The 16,304-nt window shown below is 57.7% G+C and carries 15 protein-coding genes; all 15 read right to left on the reverse strand.

Features of this window, described 5'->3' with window-relative positions; translation table 11 throughout:
- Nucleotides 1–112: 112 nt before the first annotated feature.
- Nucleotides 113–2,143 (reverse strand): pyridoxamine 5'-phosphate oxidase family protein, encoded by a 2,031-nt coding sequence (locus tag ACRRSD_RS15265; protein ID WP_435034173.1) that lies wholly within the window; start codon nucleotides 2,141–2,143, stop codon nucleotides 113–115.
- Nucleotides 2,144–2,188: 45 nt separating this feature from the next.
- Complete coding sequence (locus tag ACRRSD_RS15270; protein WP_435034174.1) at nucleotides 2,189–2,815, reverse strand: glutathione S-transferase family protein; 627 nt, start codon at nucleotides 2,813–2,815, stop codon at nucleotides 2,189–2,191.
- 105 nt (nucleotides 2,816–2,920) lie between these two features.
- Nucleotides 2,921–3,847, reverse strand: a complete 927-nt coding sequence (locus ACRRSD_RS15275) for a LysR family transcriptional regulator (RefSeq protein WP_435034175.1) — start codon at nucleotides 3,845–3,847, stop codon at nucleotides 2,921–2,923.
- Between the two features lie 10 nt (nucleotides 3,848–3,857).
- Complete coding sequence (locus tag ACRRSD_RS15280; RefSeq protein ID WP_435034176.1) at nucleotides 3,858–5,057, reverse strand: Fic family protein; 1,200 nt, start codon at nucleotides 5,055–5,057, stop codon at nucleotides 3,858–3,860.
- Between the two features lie 210 nt (nucleotides 5,058–5,267).
- A complete protein-coding gene (gene glmS / locus ACRRSD_RS15285) occupies nucleotides 5,268–7,100 on the reverse strand; it encodes a glutamine--fructose-6-phosphate transaminase (isomerizing) (protein ID WP_435034177.1) in 1,833 nt (610 codons plus the stop codon).
- 2 nt (nucleotides 7,101–7,102) lie between these two features.
- Nucleotides 7,103–7,879 carry a DeoR/GlpR family DNA-binding transcription regulator gene (locus ACRRSD_RS15290; RefSeq protein WP_007911964.1) on the reverse strand — a complete coding sequence of 259 codons (777 nt, stop codon included), beginning with the start codon at nucleotides 7,877–7,879 and terminating at the stop codon, nucleotides 7,103–7,105.
- Nucleotides 7,880–8,108: 229 nt separating this feature from the next.
- Entirely contained in the window at nucleotides 8,109–9,476 is a 1,368-nt protein-coding gene (gene glmU / locus ACRRSD_RS15295) for a bifunctional UDP-N-acetylglucosamine diphosphorylase/glucosamine-1-phosphate N-acetyltransferase GlmU (protein ID WP_435034178.1), read from the reverse strand.
- Nucleotides 9,477–9,594: 118 nt separating this feature from the next.
- On the reverse strand, nucleotides 9,595–10,020 hold the full coding sequence (locus ACRRSD_RS15300) for a F0F1 ATP synthase subunit epsilon (RefSeq protein WP_007954164.1): 426 nt from the start codon (nucleotides 10,018–10,020) through the stop codon (nucleotides 9,595–9,597).
- Between the two features lie 45 nt (nucleotides 10,021–10,065).
- Nucleotides 10,066–11,445, reverse strand: coding sequence for a F0F1 ATP synthase subunit beta (gene atpD / locus ACRRSD_RS15305; RefSeq protein WP_007911961.1), 1,380 nt, complete (start codon nucleotides 11,443–11,445; stop codon nucleotides 10,066–10,068).
- Between the two features lie 27 nt (nucleotides 11,446–11,472).
- The gene (gene atpG, locus ACRRSD_RS15310; protein ID WP_016984063.1) at nucleotides 11,473–12,333 is read right to left on the reverse strand and encodes a F0F1 ATP synthase subunit gamma; all 861 of its coding nucleotides are present in this window, start codon (nucleotides 12,331–12,333) and stop codon (nucleotides 11,473–11,475) included.
- Between the two features lie 50 nt (nucleotides 12,334–12,383).
- Nucleotides 12,384–13,928 (reverse strand): F0F1 ATP synthase subunit alpha, encoded by a 1,545-nt coding sequence (atpA, locus tag ACRRSD_RS15315; RefSeq protein ID WP_016984064.1) that lies wholly within the window; start codon nucleotides 13,926–13,928, stop codon nucleotides 12,384–12,386.
- 21 nt (nucleotides 13,929–13,949) lie between these two features.
- Nucleotides 13,950–14,486, reverse strand: a complete 537-nt coding sequence (locus ACRRSD_RS15320; RefSeq protein ID WP_007911956.1) for a F0F1 ATP synthase subunit delta — start codon at nucleotides 14,484–14,486, stop codon at nucleotides 13,950–13,952.
- A gap of 12 nt (nucleotides 14,487–14,498) precedes the next feature.
- Nucleotides 14,499–14,969, reverse strand: a complete 471-nt coding sequence (locus tag ACRRSD_RS15325; RefSeq protein ID WP_003229781.1) for a F0F1 ATP synthase subunit B — start codon at nucleotides 14,967–14,969, stop codon at nucleotides 14,499–14,501.
- A 59-nt stretch (nucleotides 14,970–15,028) separates the two neighbouring features.
- On the reverse strand, nucleotides 15,029–15,286 hold the full coding sequence (atpE, locus tag ACRRSD_RS15330) for a F0F1 ATP synthase subunit C (RefSeq protein WP_003097235.1): 258 nt from the start codon (nucleotides 15,284–15,286) through the stop codon (nucleotides 15,029–15,031).
- Nucleotides 15,287–15,419: 133 nt separating this feature from the next.
- On the reverse strand, nucleotides 15,420–16,289 hold the full coding sequence (gene atpB / locus ACRRSD_RS15335) for a F0F1 ATP synthase subunit A (protein WP_007911917.1): 870 nt from the start codon (nucleotides 16,287–16,289) through the stop codon (nucleotides 15,420–15,422).
- Between the last annotated feature and the right edge of the window lie 15 nt (nucleotides 16,290–16,304).

The raw sequence follows: 16,304 nt of genomic DNA on the forward strand, positions 1-16,304 counted from the left end.
GGGTTGAACACCGATCCCCTGTAGGAGCTGCCGAAGGCTGCGATCTTTTGATCTTGTTTTTAAAAATCAAAATCAAAAGATCCAGCCTTCGGCAGCTCCTACACGGGTTCGGTTACAGGTCCAAGACCAGTGGCTGATTGCTTTGCGCCGGAACCGCGCAACAAATCAGCACATGCCCCGCTTCCGGAATATCCGCCGGTACCTGTGGATAATTCACTGCACCACTGACCAGCCGGGTCTTGCACGTACCGCACGAGCCACCGCGGCAACTGAACTCCGGACGTAACCCCCGACTTTCCGCCAGCTCCAGCAAACTGCCGCCATCGGGCTGCCAGCGCGCCTCTTTTGCCGAGCGCTCGAACACCACCGGCACCGAAGTGGTCGCTGCGGGCGGTTGTTCGATCACGATCGCATCCGCATCGGCCTGACGTTTCAGGGTCGACGGGCCAAAGGTTTCCGCGTAGATCTGTGCATCGCGCACATCCAGCTCGCGCAGGGTGTCGTACAACCCTTGGGTAAAACCACCGGGGCCGCAAAGCACAAAGTCGAGCTGGTCGAAATCTTCGGCATCCAGCAGGTTCCTCAGCACGGTGCCGTCGATGCGCCCATGCACATCGAAATCCTCGCCCTCTTGCAGATGGGTTTCCGGCTGGCTGAGCAAACGCAAGATTCTTACAGAGTCGCCTGCCGTTTCGAGCAGACGATCCAGCTCCTTGCGAAACGGCTGATCCGCCAGACTGCGCGAACTCTGCAACAACAATGTCTGACGAATTCCCCGCGTCCGCAGGCCTTGGTAGATCACCTCGCGCAGCATCGACAGCAACGGCGTGATGCCCACACCGGCAGCCAGCAGCACCAACGGTCGCCGTTCCAGCGGCGCCACGGTGAAATGCCCCTGCGGCGCCCGCGCTTCAAGTACGTCGCCAACGCGAATCTGTTCATGCAGATGCGATGAAATCAGACCTTCGCGTTTGACGCTAATGCGGTAGAAACCATCCGACGGCGCACTCGAAAGGCTGTAAGTACGAATATGTACCTCGCCATCAATCGTGAAACGCAGCGGCAAATGCTGACCCGCGAGAAACACCGGCAAACCGGCGCCATCAGTTGGCTCCAGATAGATTGAACGGATGCTGCGACTTTCTGCTTCGATCTTCGCTACGCGCAGCGGCCGCCACTGGTTGCCCAGCGCCTGCGCCTGCAACCGCGCGTCCGCCTCGGCCCAATTGCCGGTCAACAGACTGGTCGGCGACATGCCGTCGAAGCGCCAGCGCAACGCCAAGGCTGCCGGACGTCGCACCAATTTCTCCACTTCAAATGTCCACAACCGTTCCGCACCTTGAAAGGCCTCGATCTGCGGGTCATCGAGAAGGATCTCGGTGCGCCCGCTCAGTTGCAGCAGATCGCCTGTGGAAAAGTCGATGAACAGCAAGCCAGCCTTGGGGTTCAGCAACAAATTGCCGAGGGTGTTGAAATGCAGATTGCCGGCGAAGTCGGGGATGGTCAGACGATTGCCTTCCACCCGTACGAAACCGGCCTGGCCACCACGGTGAGAAACATCCACCGCACGCTGACCCTCGACATCCACATAACTGGCGACGAAGAACGTGTCGGCGCCATTGATCAACGAGATGGCGGCGTCATCGAGGCCGTTCAGATGCTGAGCCGGACGAGTATTCGGATCCGTCAGCGGCACACGTTGAAACTGGCGCAACTGAATGTACTGCGGGCAATTGCCGAAAGCCTGATCCACGCTCACATCGAACCCGTCGGCCGTCAGATTACCAACATGACCATTAAGGCGATTGCGCCGGCGGGTGTGCAACTCGATACCGAGCAAACCGATCGGCTCGCCATTGCGCAACTGCGCCGGATCATCGGCAGCAACCTGGCTGACGAAATGCAGGTGCGCGGGATCAGGCGAATGGGCAAACCCCGGCGCACCTTCGAGCACACTGGCCCACGGGCGCCCGTCTGCATCGACTGCGCCGTACAGCATGAAGGGCAGTTGCTGATAGAAATCACGGTGCTGATCCGGCATCCAGGTGCGAATCACCTTGCGCCCGAAGGCTTCCATGCGTTCGGCAACGCCGACATGGGCCTGTAACTGTTGCTCGCCAGCGTGCCACGGTGAACGTCCCATCACGACCTCTCCCCTGCACCGTCGGCACAGTGTGGATTGCGAATATCAGGCGGTGGTTTGCAGACCGGCGACAGTGCGCGGCATGCCGACGAAGCCGGGCAATGCTTCGACCCGGGCCAACCAGGCGCGAACGTTGCCGTAGTCATCCAGCGACACGTTGCCTTCCGGCGCATGGGCGATGTAACTGTAGGCCGAAACGTCGGCAATGCTCGGTTCGTCGCCAGCCAGATACGCGGTTTTGCCCAACTCGATGTCCATCACCTTGAGCAGGTTGTGTGCACGGGTGATCGCCTCTTCGGCATTCAGTTGTGCGCCGAACACTGTGACCAATCGCGCTGCAGCGGGCCCGAAGGCAATCGGCCCAGCGGCGGCCGACAACCAGCGCTGTACCCGTGCGGCGCCGACAGGATCGGTTGGCAGCCAACGACCGTCGCCGTATTTCTGCGCGAGATAAACCAGAATTGCGTTGGAGTCGGCGAGCACCACGCCGTCGTCGTCGATGGCCGGCACTTGGCCGAAACTATTGATAGCAAGGTACGCCGGCTGCTTGTGCTCACCTTTGGCCAGATCGACAAAAATCAGCTCGGTCGGCAATTGCAGCAGGGACAACATCAGCTCGACACGGTGGGCGTGGCCGGAGCGTGGAAAGTTGTAGAGTTTGATCGCTTGCATGGTCGACTCCGCTGAACAGGGGCGCCGCTGCGGGGATGAGAGCGCCGATGAAGGCCATCATCCCCTCCTTGCGAAAAGAACAGAATCACCAGCAAACGCAATCAATTATTTCATTGGCTGCAATAACGCTGCATTTTTCAACGCAGGATGCTCGCGCAAAGCCTCTGCCGTGAAATCGACAAAACTGCGGATCCGCGCAGGAGCCTTGCGCCCGCCCTGATACACGACATGAATAGGCAGCGGCGGCAGTTCGAATTCAGCGAGGACGATTTCCAGCTCACCGACAGCAACTTGTCTCGCGACTTGATAGGACAACACTCGGGTCAAGCCCAAGCCCAGACAAGTGGCCGTAATTGCAGCCTGATTGGCAGTGACGATCAAACGCGGTTCAGGACGCACACTGAGCGGCTCGCCTGCGTCGAGAAAAGGCCAACTGCGTTGCTGACCAATCGCTGAAGTCGCCACCACGGGCGCGCCCGCCAATGCGTGAGGGTGAAGCGGTCGTCCATACTCGGCAAAGTATTTCGGCGAGCCGCAAATGACCCGACGCACCTCCCCGACCCGAATCGCATGCTGATTGCTGTCCGGCAGATCGCCGATGCGTACCGCCACATCGATGCCTTCCTCGACCATGTTGACGATCCGATCAACCAGTACGGCATTGATCGTGACATCCGGATACTGCGCGAGATAACGCGCCATCACCGGCGTCACAAACAAATCACCGAACAACACCGGCGCCGTCACCGTCAATTGCCCACGCGGCTGAGCATGACTGCCCGCCGCCGAATCCTCGGCTTCCTGCACCTCGGCGAGAATCCTCCGGCAATCTTCAAGATACCGTTGCCCCGCTTCGCTCAAATGCACACTGCGCGTGGTGCGGATCAACAACTGCGTGCCGATGCGCAACTCCAGCGCCGCGACCGCCCGCGTCACGCTCGCCGCAGAGAGACCCAGACGCCGCGCGGCCGCAGAGAAGCCTTGCTCCTGGGCGACGGTGGTGAAGATGTGCATTTCCTGGAAGCGATCCATTCCTTGACTCCTACGTCGCAGCGTTCATCCGCTGGTGCAAATCCGGGAACAACAACTGAGCAAACCAAATCGGTAGACCCGGATAAAGATCACGCGCTTTCGGTGTCGCACTTTCCACCAACCCCAACTGCACCAAACCTTTCAACTGATCCGTGGCTACGCGATCCGACAGTCCGGTGAAAATCTTGAAGTCGGCACGACTCAACGTTCCCTGAGTCAGCAGAACATGCAATGCCCGTGCAGCCTCAGGTTTAATTCCCGCCATTTTTACACGCTCGTGCCACACAAAAATGCTGTGCAATCTTTCGCGCATATTCGATATGTTCAGCGCCCGCTCGGTATAACGCATTTGGTCGAGACAGGTTTCCAACATGAAGCCGACAAACTCGAACAAGCCTGCTTGAGTCAGCTGACCACGACCGTCCAGATCTCCGCGGCGGGGTTTGTCAGCATTGGCTAATCGGGCGTAATAGGTTCCCTGCTGTCGAGCGAGACCGCGAGATAACGACCAGAGAGGTGAGACCAGCCCAAGTTTTTGCAGTTGAAGATGAGTAAGTAACCTGATGGTTCGCCCGTTGCCATCGATAAATGGATGTACCCAAGCCAGTCTATGGTGATACGCCATCACCGAAAGCAATCGACTCCGCGCATCCGGCAAACGCCCATACACATTCTGCATTCGAGCGAGCATCGGACTCACGGATTGACAGGGTGGTGCAGAATGGTTGCCGACCAGAACTTCTCGTCCCCTCACATCGCGCAATTCGCCGGGTACCAAGGGGCTACCGTCGCTCAACATCAATTGATCTTCGCGGGCTCCGTAGAAGAGTCTTTTGTGCAAACGCGCAACGAAAGCCGGGCTGAAGAGAACTTCCCAAGGAAGGCTCTTATGCATGGACAACGCGCGCTCGAAAGCCTGCTGCGTACCGATATGCGTCATCGCCAGTTCGGTCAGCTCTTTGCGTTGCCGTTTGGGAGACGTCGGGGCGAGGGTCACCGGCTCGGCGAACTGGCCTTCAATCAAGTTACTGTAAAAGCTGCTGGTAACCCGAAGTAACCCGCCGACCCGCTGCAACATAGGGGGAGAAACCATCGCGCTGAGCTTCCCAGCCTGAAACGGCACCTGCTCAGCCAAATGCAGTATTTCATTCGGAAATACCGGCATAAGCGGCTCAAGCCAATGGGTTCCCAAGACTGTTTCAGCACACATTCAACCTCCTGAATCGCGGATTTATCTGCGGATTCAAGAATACGCTCAAGGCCGCTATTTACCTAGCCTTGAGTTCTGTAGGAGGTTTCTCATACTGAGGTAATACGCGGATTATTTTGCGGGTTTTTTGATAGAAAAAACCAATAGTGAGAGTCTGGTTCCAATGTCCTACACGAGAGCGCGAAATCTCGCGCTCTCGTGCAAAAATCGTTACTCCACCGTCACCGACTTCGCCAGGTTACGTGGCTGATCGACGTCCGTACCTTTAAGCACCGCCACGTAGTACGACAGCAACTGCAGCGGAACCGTGTAGAGGATCGGCGAGAGGATGTCGTGGATGTGCGGCATCTGCACCACGTGGGTGCCTTCGCCGTTGGTCATCCCGGCTTTTTCGTCGGCGAACACGATCAGTTCACCGCCACGGGCGCGGACTTCCTGCAGGTTGGATTTGAGCTTTTCCAGCAGTTCGTTGTTCGGCGCCACGGTGACCACCGGCATGTCGTTATCCACAAGCGCCAGCGGGCCGTGTTTCAGCTCGCCGGCCGGATAGGCTTCGGCGTGGATGTAGGAGATTTCCTTGAGTTTCAGAGCGCCTTCCATCGCCACCGGGAATTGCGCGCCACGACCGAGGAACAGCGTGTGGTTTTTCTCGGCGAACAGTTCGGCGATCTTTTCCACGGTGCTGTCCATGGCCAGTGCTTCGCCGAGACGGGTTGGCAGACGACGCAGTTCTTCGACCAGACGTGCTTCGACGCCGTCCGCCAGGGTGCCGCGCACTTGGCCCAGCGACAGGGTCAGCAACAATAGGCCGACCAATTGCGTAGTGAAGGCTTTGGTGGAGGCCACACCAATTTCGCGGCCGGCCTGGGTCAGCAGGGTCAGGTCGGATTCGCGCACCAGCGAGCTGATGCCGACGTTGCAGATCGCCAGGCTGGCCAAGAAGCCCAGCTCTTTGGCGTTGCGCAGGGCCGCCAGGGTGTCGGCGGTTTCGCCGGACTGCGAGATGGTCACGAACAGGGTGTCCGGCTGCACCACCACTTTGCGGTAGCGGAATTCACTGGCAACTTCGACCTGGCACGGAATACCGGCCAGTTCTTCAAGCCAGTAACGGGCGACCATGCCCGCGTGATAACTGGTGCCACAGGCGACGATCTGTACGTTGCGCACTTTGGCGAACAATTCGGCGGCTTGCGGCCCGAACGCTTGCACCAAAACCTGATCGTTGCTCAGACGGCCTTCGAGAGTGCGCTGCACAACGGCCGGTTGCTCGTGGATTTCCTTGAGCATGTAGTGGCGGTATTCACCTTTGTCGGCGGCTTCGGCACCGTCGCTGTACTGCACAGTCTGGCGCTCGACGGCATTGCCGTTGATGTCCCAGATCTGCACGTTATCGCGGCGAATTTCGGCGATATCGCCTTCTTCCAGGTACATGAAGCGGTCCGTGACCTGACGCAGGGCCAACTGGTCAGAGGCGAGGAAGTTCTCGCCCAGACCCAGACCGATCACCAACGGGCTGCCACTGCGCGCGGCGACCAGACGATCCGGCTGTTTGGCATTGATCACGGCCAGACCGTAAGCACCGTGCAGTTCCTTGACCGTCGCTTTAAGTGCAACGCTCAGGTCTGGCTGGTCTTTGAGTTTGTGGCTGAGCAGGTGGGCAATGACTTCGGTGTCGGTGTCCGAAGTAAACACGTAACCCAGCGCTTTCAGTTGTTCGCGCAGGGCTTCGTGGTTTTCGATGATGCCGTTGTGCACCACGGCGATGTCGCCGGAGAAATGTGGGTGGGCGTTACGTTCGCAAGGCGCGCCGTGCGTGGCCCAACGGGTGTGAGCAATGCCGAGACGGCCAACCAGCGGATGTTCGACCAGCGCCGCTTCAAGTTCGCTGACCTTGCCCGGGCGACGCATGCGCTCGAGGGTTTCGTCGTTGGTGAAGACCGCGACACCGGCGCTGTCGTAGCCGCGGTATTCAAGGCGCTTGAGGCCTTCGAGCAGGATGGCGGTGATATTACGTTCAGCAACTGCGCCGACAATTCCACACATGCTTATTTCTCCTGACTGACAGCCGCGCAAATCACGGTGATACCGCGGGCCTGTATCTGATCGCGCGCTTCGATAGGCAGGCGATCATCGGTAATTAGGGTATGGACGCTGCTCCACGGCAGTTCCAGATTGGGAATCTTGCGACCGATCTTGTCGGCCTCGACCATGACGATGACTTCCCGCGCCACTTCAGCCATGACCCGGCTCAGTCCCAGCAATTCATTGAAAGTCGTCGTGCCGCGCACCAGATCGATACCGTCGGCGCCAATGAACAACTGGTCGAAGTCGTAAGAGCGTAGTACTTGCTCGGCGACCTGGCCCTGAAAGGATTCCGAATGCGGATCCCAGGTGCCACCGGTCATCAGCAGCACCGGTTCGTGTTCGAGTTCGCTCAAGGCGTTGGCGACGTGCAGGGAGTTGGTCATCACCACCAGGCCTGGCTGTTGGCCGAGCTCCGGGATCATCGCGGCGGTGGTGCTGCCGCTGTCGATGATGATGCGCGCGTGTTCGCGGATGCGTTTCACCGCCGCGCGGGCAATCGCCTGTTTGTATTTGGAAACGCTCTGCGCAGTTTCCGCGACCAGTTCCTGCGGCATGGTGATCGCTCCACCATAACGGCGCAGCAACAGACCATGGCTTTCAAGTGCAGCCAGATCCTTGCGAATCGTAACTTCGGAGGTTTCGAAGCGCTTGGCCAGCTCATCCACACTGACTTCGCCCTGCTCGTTGAGCAAGGCGAGGATGTTGTGGCGGCGTTGCGGCGTATTGCGTTTCGACATGGCGGCTTAAGTTTCGATTCGAAAGATAACGTAAGCAATCAAAACCTATCGGCCCAAAATCGTCAAGCGGAAGTCAGACTTTTTTAAACACGACGCAAACAAAAATGTGGGAGCGAGCTTGCTCGCGAAGGCATCGTGTCAGCCAACATCAATGTTGAATGATCTACCGCATTCGCGAGCAAGCTCGCTCCCACATTGAATTTCGTCGCTAAAAGAAACTGTGGATAACTCAGCTCTTCTTGATCTTATCCGGCCGCTTCCAGCCATCGATATTCTTCTGCCGCGCGCGACCAACCGCGAGTTGGGCGTTATCCACATTCTGCGTAATGGTTGAACCCGCTGCCGTGGTTGCACCGTTGGAGATATCCACAGGAGCGACCAACGAGTTGTTCGAGCCGATGAAAACGTCCGCACCCAACACGGTTTTCCACTTGTTGGCGCCATCGTAGTTGCAGGTGATAGTGCCGGCGCCGATGTTGGTCCGCGCACCGATTTCGGCATCGCCCAAATACGTGAGGTGACCGGCCTTGGCGCCTTCACCCATGTGAGCATTTTTCAGTTCAACAAAGTTACCCACATGCGCGCGTGCATCGAGCACGGTTCCCGGACGCAGCCGCGCGAACGGGCCAGCATCGCTGCCCTCGCCCAGAACGGCCCCTTCAATATGACTGTTGGCCTTGATCACCACGCCTTTGCGCAGGGTGCTGTCCTTGATCACGCAGTTCGGGCCGATGACCACGTCGTCTTCAATAACCACGTTGCCTTCAAGAATCACGTTGATGTCGATCAGCACGTCGCGACCAACGGTGACTTCGCCACGCACGTCGAAACGTGCCGGGTCCCGCAGGGTCACGCCTTGCACCATCAAACGACGGCCAGCGCGCACCTGGTAATGACGCTCCAGCTCGGACAGCTGCTTGCGATCGTTGGCGCCCTGCACTTCCATCGGGTCGTGCGGTTGTTCGGTGGCGACCACCAGACCATCGCTGACCGCCATTTCAATCACGTCGGTCAGGTAGTACTCGCCCTGGGCGTTGTTGTTCGACAGACGACTCATCCAGTCCGCCAGACGATTGGCCGGTACCGCGAGAATGCCGGTGTTGCCTTCAGTAATGGCGCGCTGGGCTTCGCTGGCATCCTTGTGCTCAACAATGGCGGCCACCTTACCTTCGGCATCGCGCACGATGCGGCCATAGCCGGTCGGGTCTTCCAGTTCGACAGTGAGCAAACCCATCTGCCCGGGCACGACATGTTTGAGCAGACGTTGCAGGGTTTCGACTTCGATCAGCGGCACGTCACCGTAGAGGATCAGCACGGTGTCGGCAGTAATGAACGGCACCGCTTGAGCAGTGGCGTGACCGGTGCCCAGTTGCTTGTCTTGCAGGACGAAATTCAGATCATCAGCGGCCAGACGTTCACGCACCACATCGGCGCCATGACCAATCACCACATGAATGCGTTGTGGATCAAGTTGCCGGGCGCTGTGGATAACATGACCCAGCATGGAATTACCGGCAATCGGATGCAGCACTTTCGGCAGCGCCGAACGCATACGGGTGCCTTGACCGGCCGCGAGGATAACGATTTCAAGAGACATGACTGGCTACCAATCCTGGGTGGTCAGCAACTGCGACCGGGTTTCGGGAATTCGGAAAAGAAAAAAGGGTAGCCGAGGCTACCCTTTTTAATCAATCGCACAACAAGCGGCTGACGGATTAACCGCCAAACTTCTTGCGGATCTGCTGGACGGTGCGCAGCTGTGCTGCAGCCTCGGCCAGACGTGCGGACGCAGCTCCGTAATCGAAATCTGCGCTCTTCTCGTGCAGAGCAGCTTCGGCAGCCTTGAGAGCTGCTTGAGCTTGAGCTTCATCCAGGTCGGCGGCGCGTTGCACGGTATCGGCAAGCACCTTGACCATGTTCGGCTGAACCTCGAGGAAACCACCGGAGATGTAGAACACCTCGGCTTCCCCGCCTTGCTTGATCAGGCGGATCGGACCTGGCTTCAGATTAGTGATCAGCGGCGCGTGACCCAGAGCGATACCAAGATCACCCAGTGCACCGTGCGCAATCACCATCTCGACCAGGCCGGAAAAGATTTCCCCTTCCGCGCTGACGATATCGCAATGGACTGTCATAGCCATCTGATTGCCTCAACCTAAATTAGCGCCCGTTGCCGGGCGCCGGGATTACAGTTTCTTGGCTTTCTCGATCGCTTCTTCGATGCCGCCAACCATGTAGAACGCTTGTTCTGGCAGGTGGTCGTAGTCACCGTTGAGGATGCCTTTGAAGCCAGCAATGGTGTCTTTCAGGGAAACGTATTTACCCGAAGCACCGGTGAAGACTTCAGCCACGAAGAACGGCTGCGACAAGAAGCGCTGGATCTTACGAGCACGGTTTACCAACTGCTTGTCGGCTTCCGACAGCTCGTCCATACCCAGGATCGCGATGATGTCCTTCAGCTCTTTGTAACGTTGCAGAACGTACTGAACGCCGCGAGCGGTGTCGTAGTGGTCCTGGCCGATTACGTTCGGGTCCAACTGGCGCGAAGTCGAATCCAGTGGATCTACCGCTGGGTAGATACCCAGGGAAGCGATGTCACGGGACAGAACGACGGTGGCGTCCAAGTGGGCGAAGGTGGTCGCTGGCGACGGGTCGGTCAAGTCGTCCGCAGGTACGTATACCGCTTGGATCGAGGTGATCGAACCTTCCTTGGTCGAAGTGATACGTTCTTGCAGAACGCCCATCTCTTCAGCCAGGGTCGGCTGGTAACCTACTGCCGAAGGCATACGGCCCAGCAGTGCGGATACTTCAGTACCGGCCAGGGTGTAACGATAGATGTTGTCGACGAACAGCAGAACGTCGTTACCTTCGTCACGGAACTTCTCGGCCATGGTCAGGCCGGTCAGTGCTACGCGCAGACGGTTACCCGGCGGCTCGTTCATCTGACCGTAAACCAGTGCCACTTTGTCCAGAACGTTGGAGTCCTTCATCTCGTGGTAGAAGTCGTTACCCTCACGAGTACGCTCACCCACACCGGCGAACACGGAATAACCGCTGTGCTCGATGGCGATGTTACGGATCAGTTCCATCATGTTTACGGTTTTGCCTACACCGGCACCACCGAACAGACCGACTTTACCGCCTTTGGCAAACGGGCAAACCAGGTCGATAACCTTGATGCCGGTTTCCAGCAGGTCGTTGCCGCCTGCCTGTTCAGCGAACGAAGGCGCTGGACGGTGAATGCCCCAACGCTCTTCGGTGTCGATCGGGCCAGCTTCGTCGATCGGGTTACCGAGGACGTCCATGATCCGGCCCAGGGTCGCTTTACCGACCGGTACGGAGATGGCTGCGCCAGAGTCGGTAACTTCCAGACCGCGCTTCAAGCCTTCGGTGGAACCCATCGCAATGGTGCGAACCACGCCGTCGCCCAGCTGTTGCTGAACTTCCAGGGTGGTTTCAGCCGCGCTCACTACTTTCAGCGCGTTGTAGATGCTCGGTACGCTGTCGCGTGGAAATTCCACGTCGATAACGGCGCCGATGATTTGAACGATACGTCCGCTACTCATAGCTGGATCCTCTGAATATTTGAACCGTTAAACCGCGGCAGCGCCGCCGACGATTTCCGAGATCTCTTGGGTGATCGCAGCCTGACGCGCCTTGTTGTAGATCAGCTGCAAATCGCTGATCAAATCACCGGCGTTGTCGGTAGCGTTCTTCATCGCGATCATCCGCGCAGCTTGTTCAGCCGCGTTGTTCTCGACCACCGCCTGGTAGACCTGCGACTCAACGTAGCGGACCATCAAGCCGTCAAGCAGCTCTTTGGCATCCGGTTCGTAGAGATAGTCCCAGTGGTGCTTGAGATCCTGATCCGGGGTTGCCACCAGTGGAATCAACTGCTCCACGGTAGGCTGTTGCGTCATGGTGTTGATGAACTTGTTGGACACCACGGACAGGCGGTCAATACGGCCGTCCAGGTAGGCATCCAGCATCACCTTGACGCTGCCGATCAGATCATTGATCGACGGCTCTTCACCCAGGTGGCTGATAGCTGCAACGACGTTACCGCCGAAGTTGCGGAAAAAGGCCGCACCCTTGCTACCAACGACACACAGATCAATCTCGACGCCGTTTTCGCGGTTTACCGCCATGTCCTTGACCAGGGCCTTGAACAGGTTGGTATTCAAGCCGCCGCACAGACCACGGTCACTGCTCACCACAACATAACCAACGCGCTTGATTTCGCGCTCGATCATGAACGGGTGGCGGTATTCCGGGTTGGCGTTGGCCAGATGCCCAATAACCTGGCGGATACGCTCCGCATAAGGACGGCTAGCAGCCATGCGCATTTGTGCCTTGCGCATTTTGCTGACCGCCACTTTTTCCATGGCGCTGGTAATCTTTTGCGTGCTTTTGATGCTCGCAATCTTACTGCGAATCTCTTTTGCGCCTGCCATGTAACACCTATCAGGTTAGCAAGCGGGAGCCTCGCGGCTCCCGCTGCGGCTTACCAGGTTTGGGTGGCCTTGAACTTCTCGATACCGGCTTTCATGCCAGCGTCGATTTCGTCATTGAAGTCACCTTTAACGTTGATCTTGGCCATCAAATCGGCGTGATCGCGGTTGAAGAAAGCAATCAGCGCTTGTTCGAAGCTGCCGATCTTGGCGATTTCAATGTCAGTCAGGAACCCACGCTCAGCGGCATACAGCGACAGCGCCATGTCAGCGATCGACATTGGTGCGTATTGCTTCTGCTTCATCAGCTCGGTAACGCGCTGACCATGCTCAAGTTGCTTACGGGTCGCTTCGTCCAGGTCAGAAGCGAACTGGGCGAATGCCGCCAGTTCACGGTACTGAGCCAGAGCGGTACGGATACCACCGGAGAGCTTCTTGATGATCTTGGTCTGAGCGGCACCACCCACACGGGATACCGAAACACCGGCGTTCACTGCAGGACGGATGCCCGAGTTGAACATGGCCGATTCCAGGAAGATCTGACCGTCGGTGATGGAAATCACGTTGGTCGGAACGAACGCGGAAACGTCGCCAGCCTGGGTTTCGATGATCGGCAGTGCGGTCAGGGAACCGGTTTTGCCGGTCACTGCGCCGTTGGTGAACTTCTCTACGTACTCTTCCGAAACGCGGGATGCGCGCTCCAGCAGACGGGAGTGGAGATAGAACACGTCGCCTGGGTAAGCTTCACGGCCTGGTGGACGGCGCAGCAGCAGGGAAATCTGGCGGTAAGCCACTGCTTGCTTGGACAGATCGTCATAAACGATCAGCGCGTCTTCACCGCGGTCGCGGAAGAATTCACCCATGGTGCAACCGGAGTACGGTGCCAGGAATTGCAGCGCAGGAGATTCCGAAGCACTGGCAGCCACGATGATCGTGTTGGCCAGGGCGCCGTTTTCTTCCAGCTTGCGAACCACGTTGGCGATGGTCGATTGCTTCTGACCAATAGCTACGTAGACGCAGAAAATGCCGCTGTCTTTCTGGTTGATGATCGCGTCGATCGCCAGAGCGGTTTTACCGATCTGACGGTCACCGATGATCAGCTCACGCTGGCCACGGCCGACAGGGATCATGGCATCGACAGCCTTGTAGCCAGTCTGTACAGGCTGGTCTACCGACTTACGCCAGATCACGCCCGGTGCAACTTTCTCGACCGCGTCGGTCTCGGTGTTGCCCAGTGGACCTTTGCCGTCAACAGGGTTACCCAGTGCGTCGACTACGCGACCCAGCAGTTCCTTACCAACAGGAACTTCGAGGATGCGGCCGGTGCACTTGGCGCTCATGCCTTCAGCCAGAGACTGGTAAGCGCCCAGTACAACGGCACCTACGGAGTCTTGCTCCAGGTTGAGGGCCATACCGTAGACGCCGCCCGGAAACTCGATCATCTCGCCGTACATAACGTCGGCCAGACCGTGAATCCGCACGATGCCGTCAGATACGCTGACGACAGTGCCTTCGTTACGGGCTTGGGAGGTCACATCGAGCTTGTCGATGCGGCCCTTGATAATTTCACTTATTTCGGAAGGATTGAGTTGCTGCATTGCTCTGCTGCCCCTTCAAACTCAAGATTTCAATGCTTCGGCAAGTTTCGCGATTTTGCCGCGAATCGAGCCATCGATAACCAGGTCGCCGGCGCGGATAACGACACCACCTATAAGGGCAGCATCCTCCGCAACTTGCAGGCGCACTTCCCGGTTGAGTCGTGCACTGAGAACCTTGGCGAGTTTGTCTTGCTGTTCTTGGTTCAATGCAAAAGCACTGGTCACTTCAACGTCTACCGACTTCTCTTGTTCGGCCTTGTACAGGTCGAAAAGAGCGGCAATCTCCGGCAGAAGCGGGAGACGGTCGTTTTCGGCAACGACATTGATGAAGTTCTGTGCCTTGGCATCAAACTTGTCGCCGCACACGTCAATAAACGTGGCGGCCTTTTCTGCGCTCGTCAGTCGCGGGGCCTTGAGCACGCGCTGCATGGTGTCGTCTTGCGACACCGCTGCAGCCAGGCCGAGCATGGCTGACCAATTGGCCAGTTGCTGGTGGGCCTGAGCGTGCTCGAAGGCCGCCTTAGCGTAAGGTCGGGCCAACGTGGTCAGTTCTGCCATGATCGCCCTCGCTTAGATTTCAGCAGCCAGTTGGTTAACCAGCTCTGCGTGCGCGTTTTGATCGATTGTGGCACCCAGGATCTTCTCGGCGCCGCCGACAGCCAGCAAGCCCACTTGGGCACGCAGCTTGTCTTTGACACTGTTCAGTTCCTGTTCGATCTCGGCTTGAGCCTGAACCTTCACACGGTCAGCGTCGACACGGGCCTTTTCAACGGCCTCTTCGACAATCTGGTTACCGCGTTTCTTGGCTTGCTCGATGATTTCAGCTGCCTGAGCTTTCGCTTCGCGCAGTTGCTGACCCGCTTTTTCTTGGGCCAACTCCAGGTCGCGAGCTGCACGGCTGGCAGCGTCCAGACCATCAGCGATCTTCTTTTGACGTTCGTGCAGAGCAGCGATGACCGGAGGCCATACATACTTCATGCAGAACAGTACAAAAATCAGGAACGCAACGGACTGGCCAATCAGGGTCGCATTAATGTTCACGCCAACACCTCGCAGTTACGTTGTCCATCACATCAAATTACTCGGAAGAATCCGGGTAATTAGCCAGCGATCTGACCAACGAACGGGTTCGCAAAGGTGAAGAACAGAGCGATACCAACACCGATCATGGTTACGGCGTCGAGCAGACCGGCAACGATGAACATTTTAACTTGCAGCATTGGAACCATTTCTGGCTGACGCGCTGCGCCTTCCAGGAACTTGCCGCCCAGCAGGCCGAAACCAATTGCGGTACCCAGTGCGCCCAGGCCGATCAACAGTGCAACAGCGATAGCGGTTAGACCAACTACAGTTTCCATCTTTCCTCCCGACTTTTACGTCGTATGGTTTAGGTTTTTTAGATTAAAGCGGTAAAACAAATCGTTTCAGGTGCCCTGTGAAGAGCCCCTTCCCGTTTGACCGGGAAGGACATCAGACTAGTCGAGACTGGTCTTAATGGTTTTCTTCGTGCGCCATCGACAGGTAGACGATGGTCAGCATCATGAAGATGAACGCCTGCAGCGTGATGATCAGGATGTGGAACACAGCCCACGCCCACTGCAGAACAACGCCCAGGCCGCTCAGCCAGAGCAGGCCGCTGCCGAACATCACAGCGATCAGAATGAACACCAGCTCGCCGGCATACATGTTACCGAACAGACGCAGAGCCAGAGAGATCGGTTTGGCGATCAGGGTCACGAATTCCAGCAGGAAGTTCACCGGGATCAGCAGGGCTTGAACGAAGATGTTCTTGCTGCCGAACGGGTGCAGGGTCAGTTCGCCGATGAAGCCGCCGAAGCCCTTGACCTTGATGCTGTAGAAAATGATCAGTGCGAAAACCGAGAACGCCATGCCCAGGGTCGCGTTCGGGTCGGTAGTCGACACGGCGCGGAACGGGATGTGATGGTCACCGGAGATCAGGATGGCCAACTGAGGAATCCAGTCGACCGGTACCAGGTCGACGGCGTTCATCAGGAACACCCAGACGAAGATGGTCAGTGCCAGCGGTGCGATCACCGGGCTACGGCCATGGAAGCTGTCTTTCACGCTGCCATCGACGAATTCGACCAATACTTCAACGAAGTTCTGCAAAGCACCCGGCTGACCCGAAGTCGCTTTCTTCGCCGCCATGCGGAAAAGAAGTACGAAGATCAGACCCAACGCGACCGACCAGCCGAGAGTATCGACGTGGAAAGCCCAGAAGCCCATTTCCTTGGCTTCTGCTGCGGTATGGGCAAAGCCCCAGCCGCCGTTAGGTAGCTGACCGAAGGTCAGGTTCTGCAAGTGGTGCTGGATATAGCCCGAAGCGGTTGTTTCTGCCATGGTTGCCTCAAACGC

This window comes from Pseudomonas neuropathica (assembly GCF_051174785.1).
Lineage (GTDB): Bacteria > Pseudomonadota > Gammaproteobacteria > Pseudomonadales > Pseudomonadaceae > Aquipseudomonas > Aquipseudomonas neuropathica_A.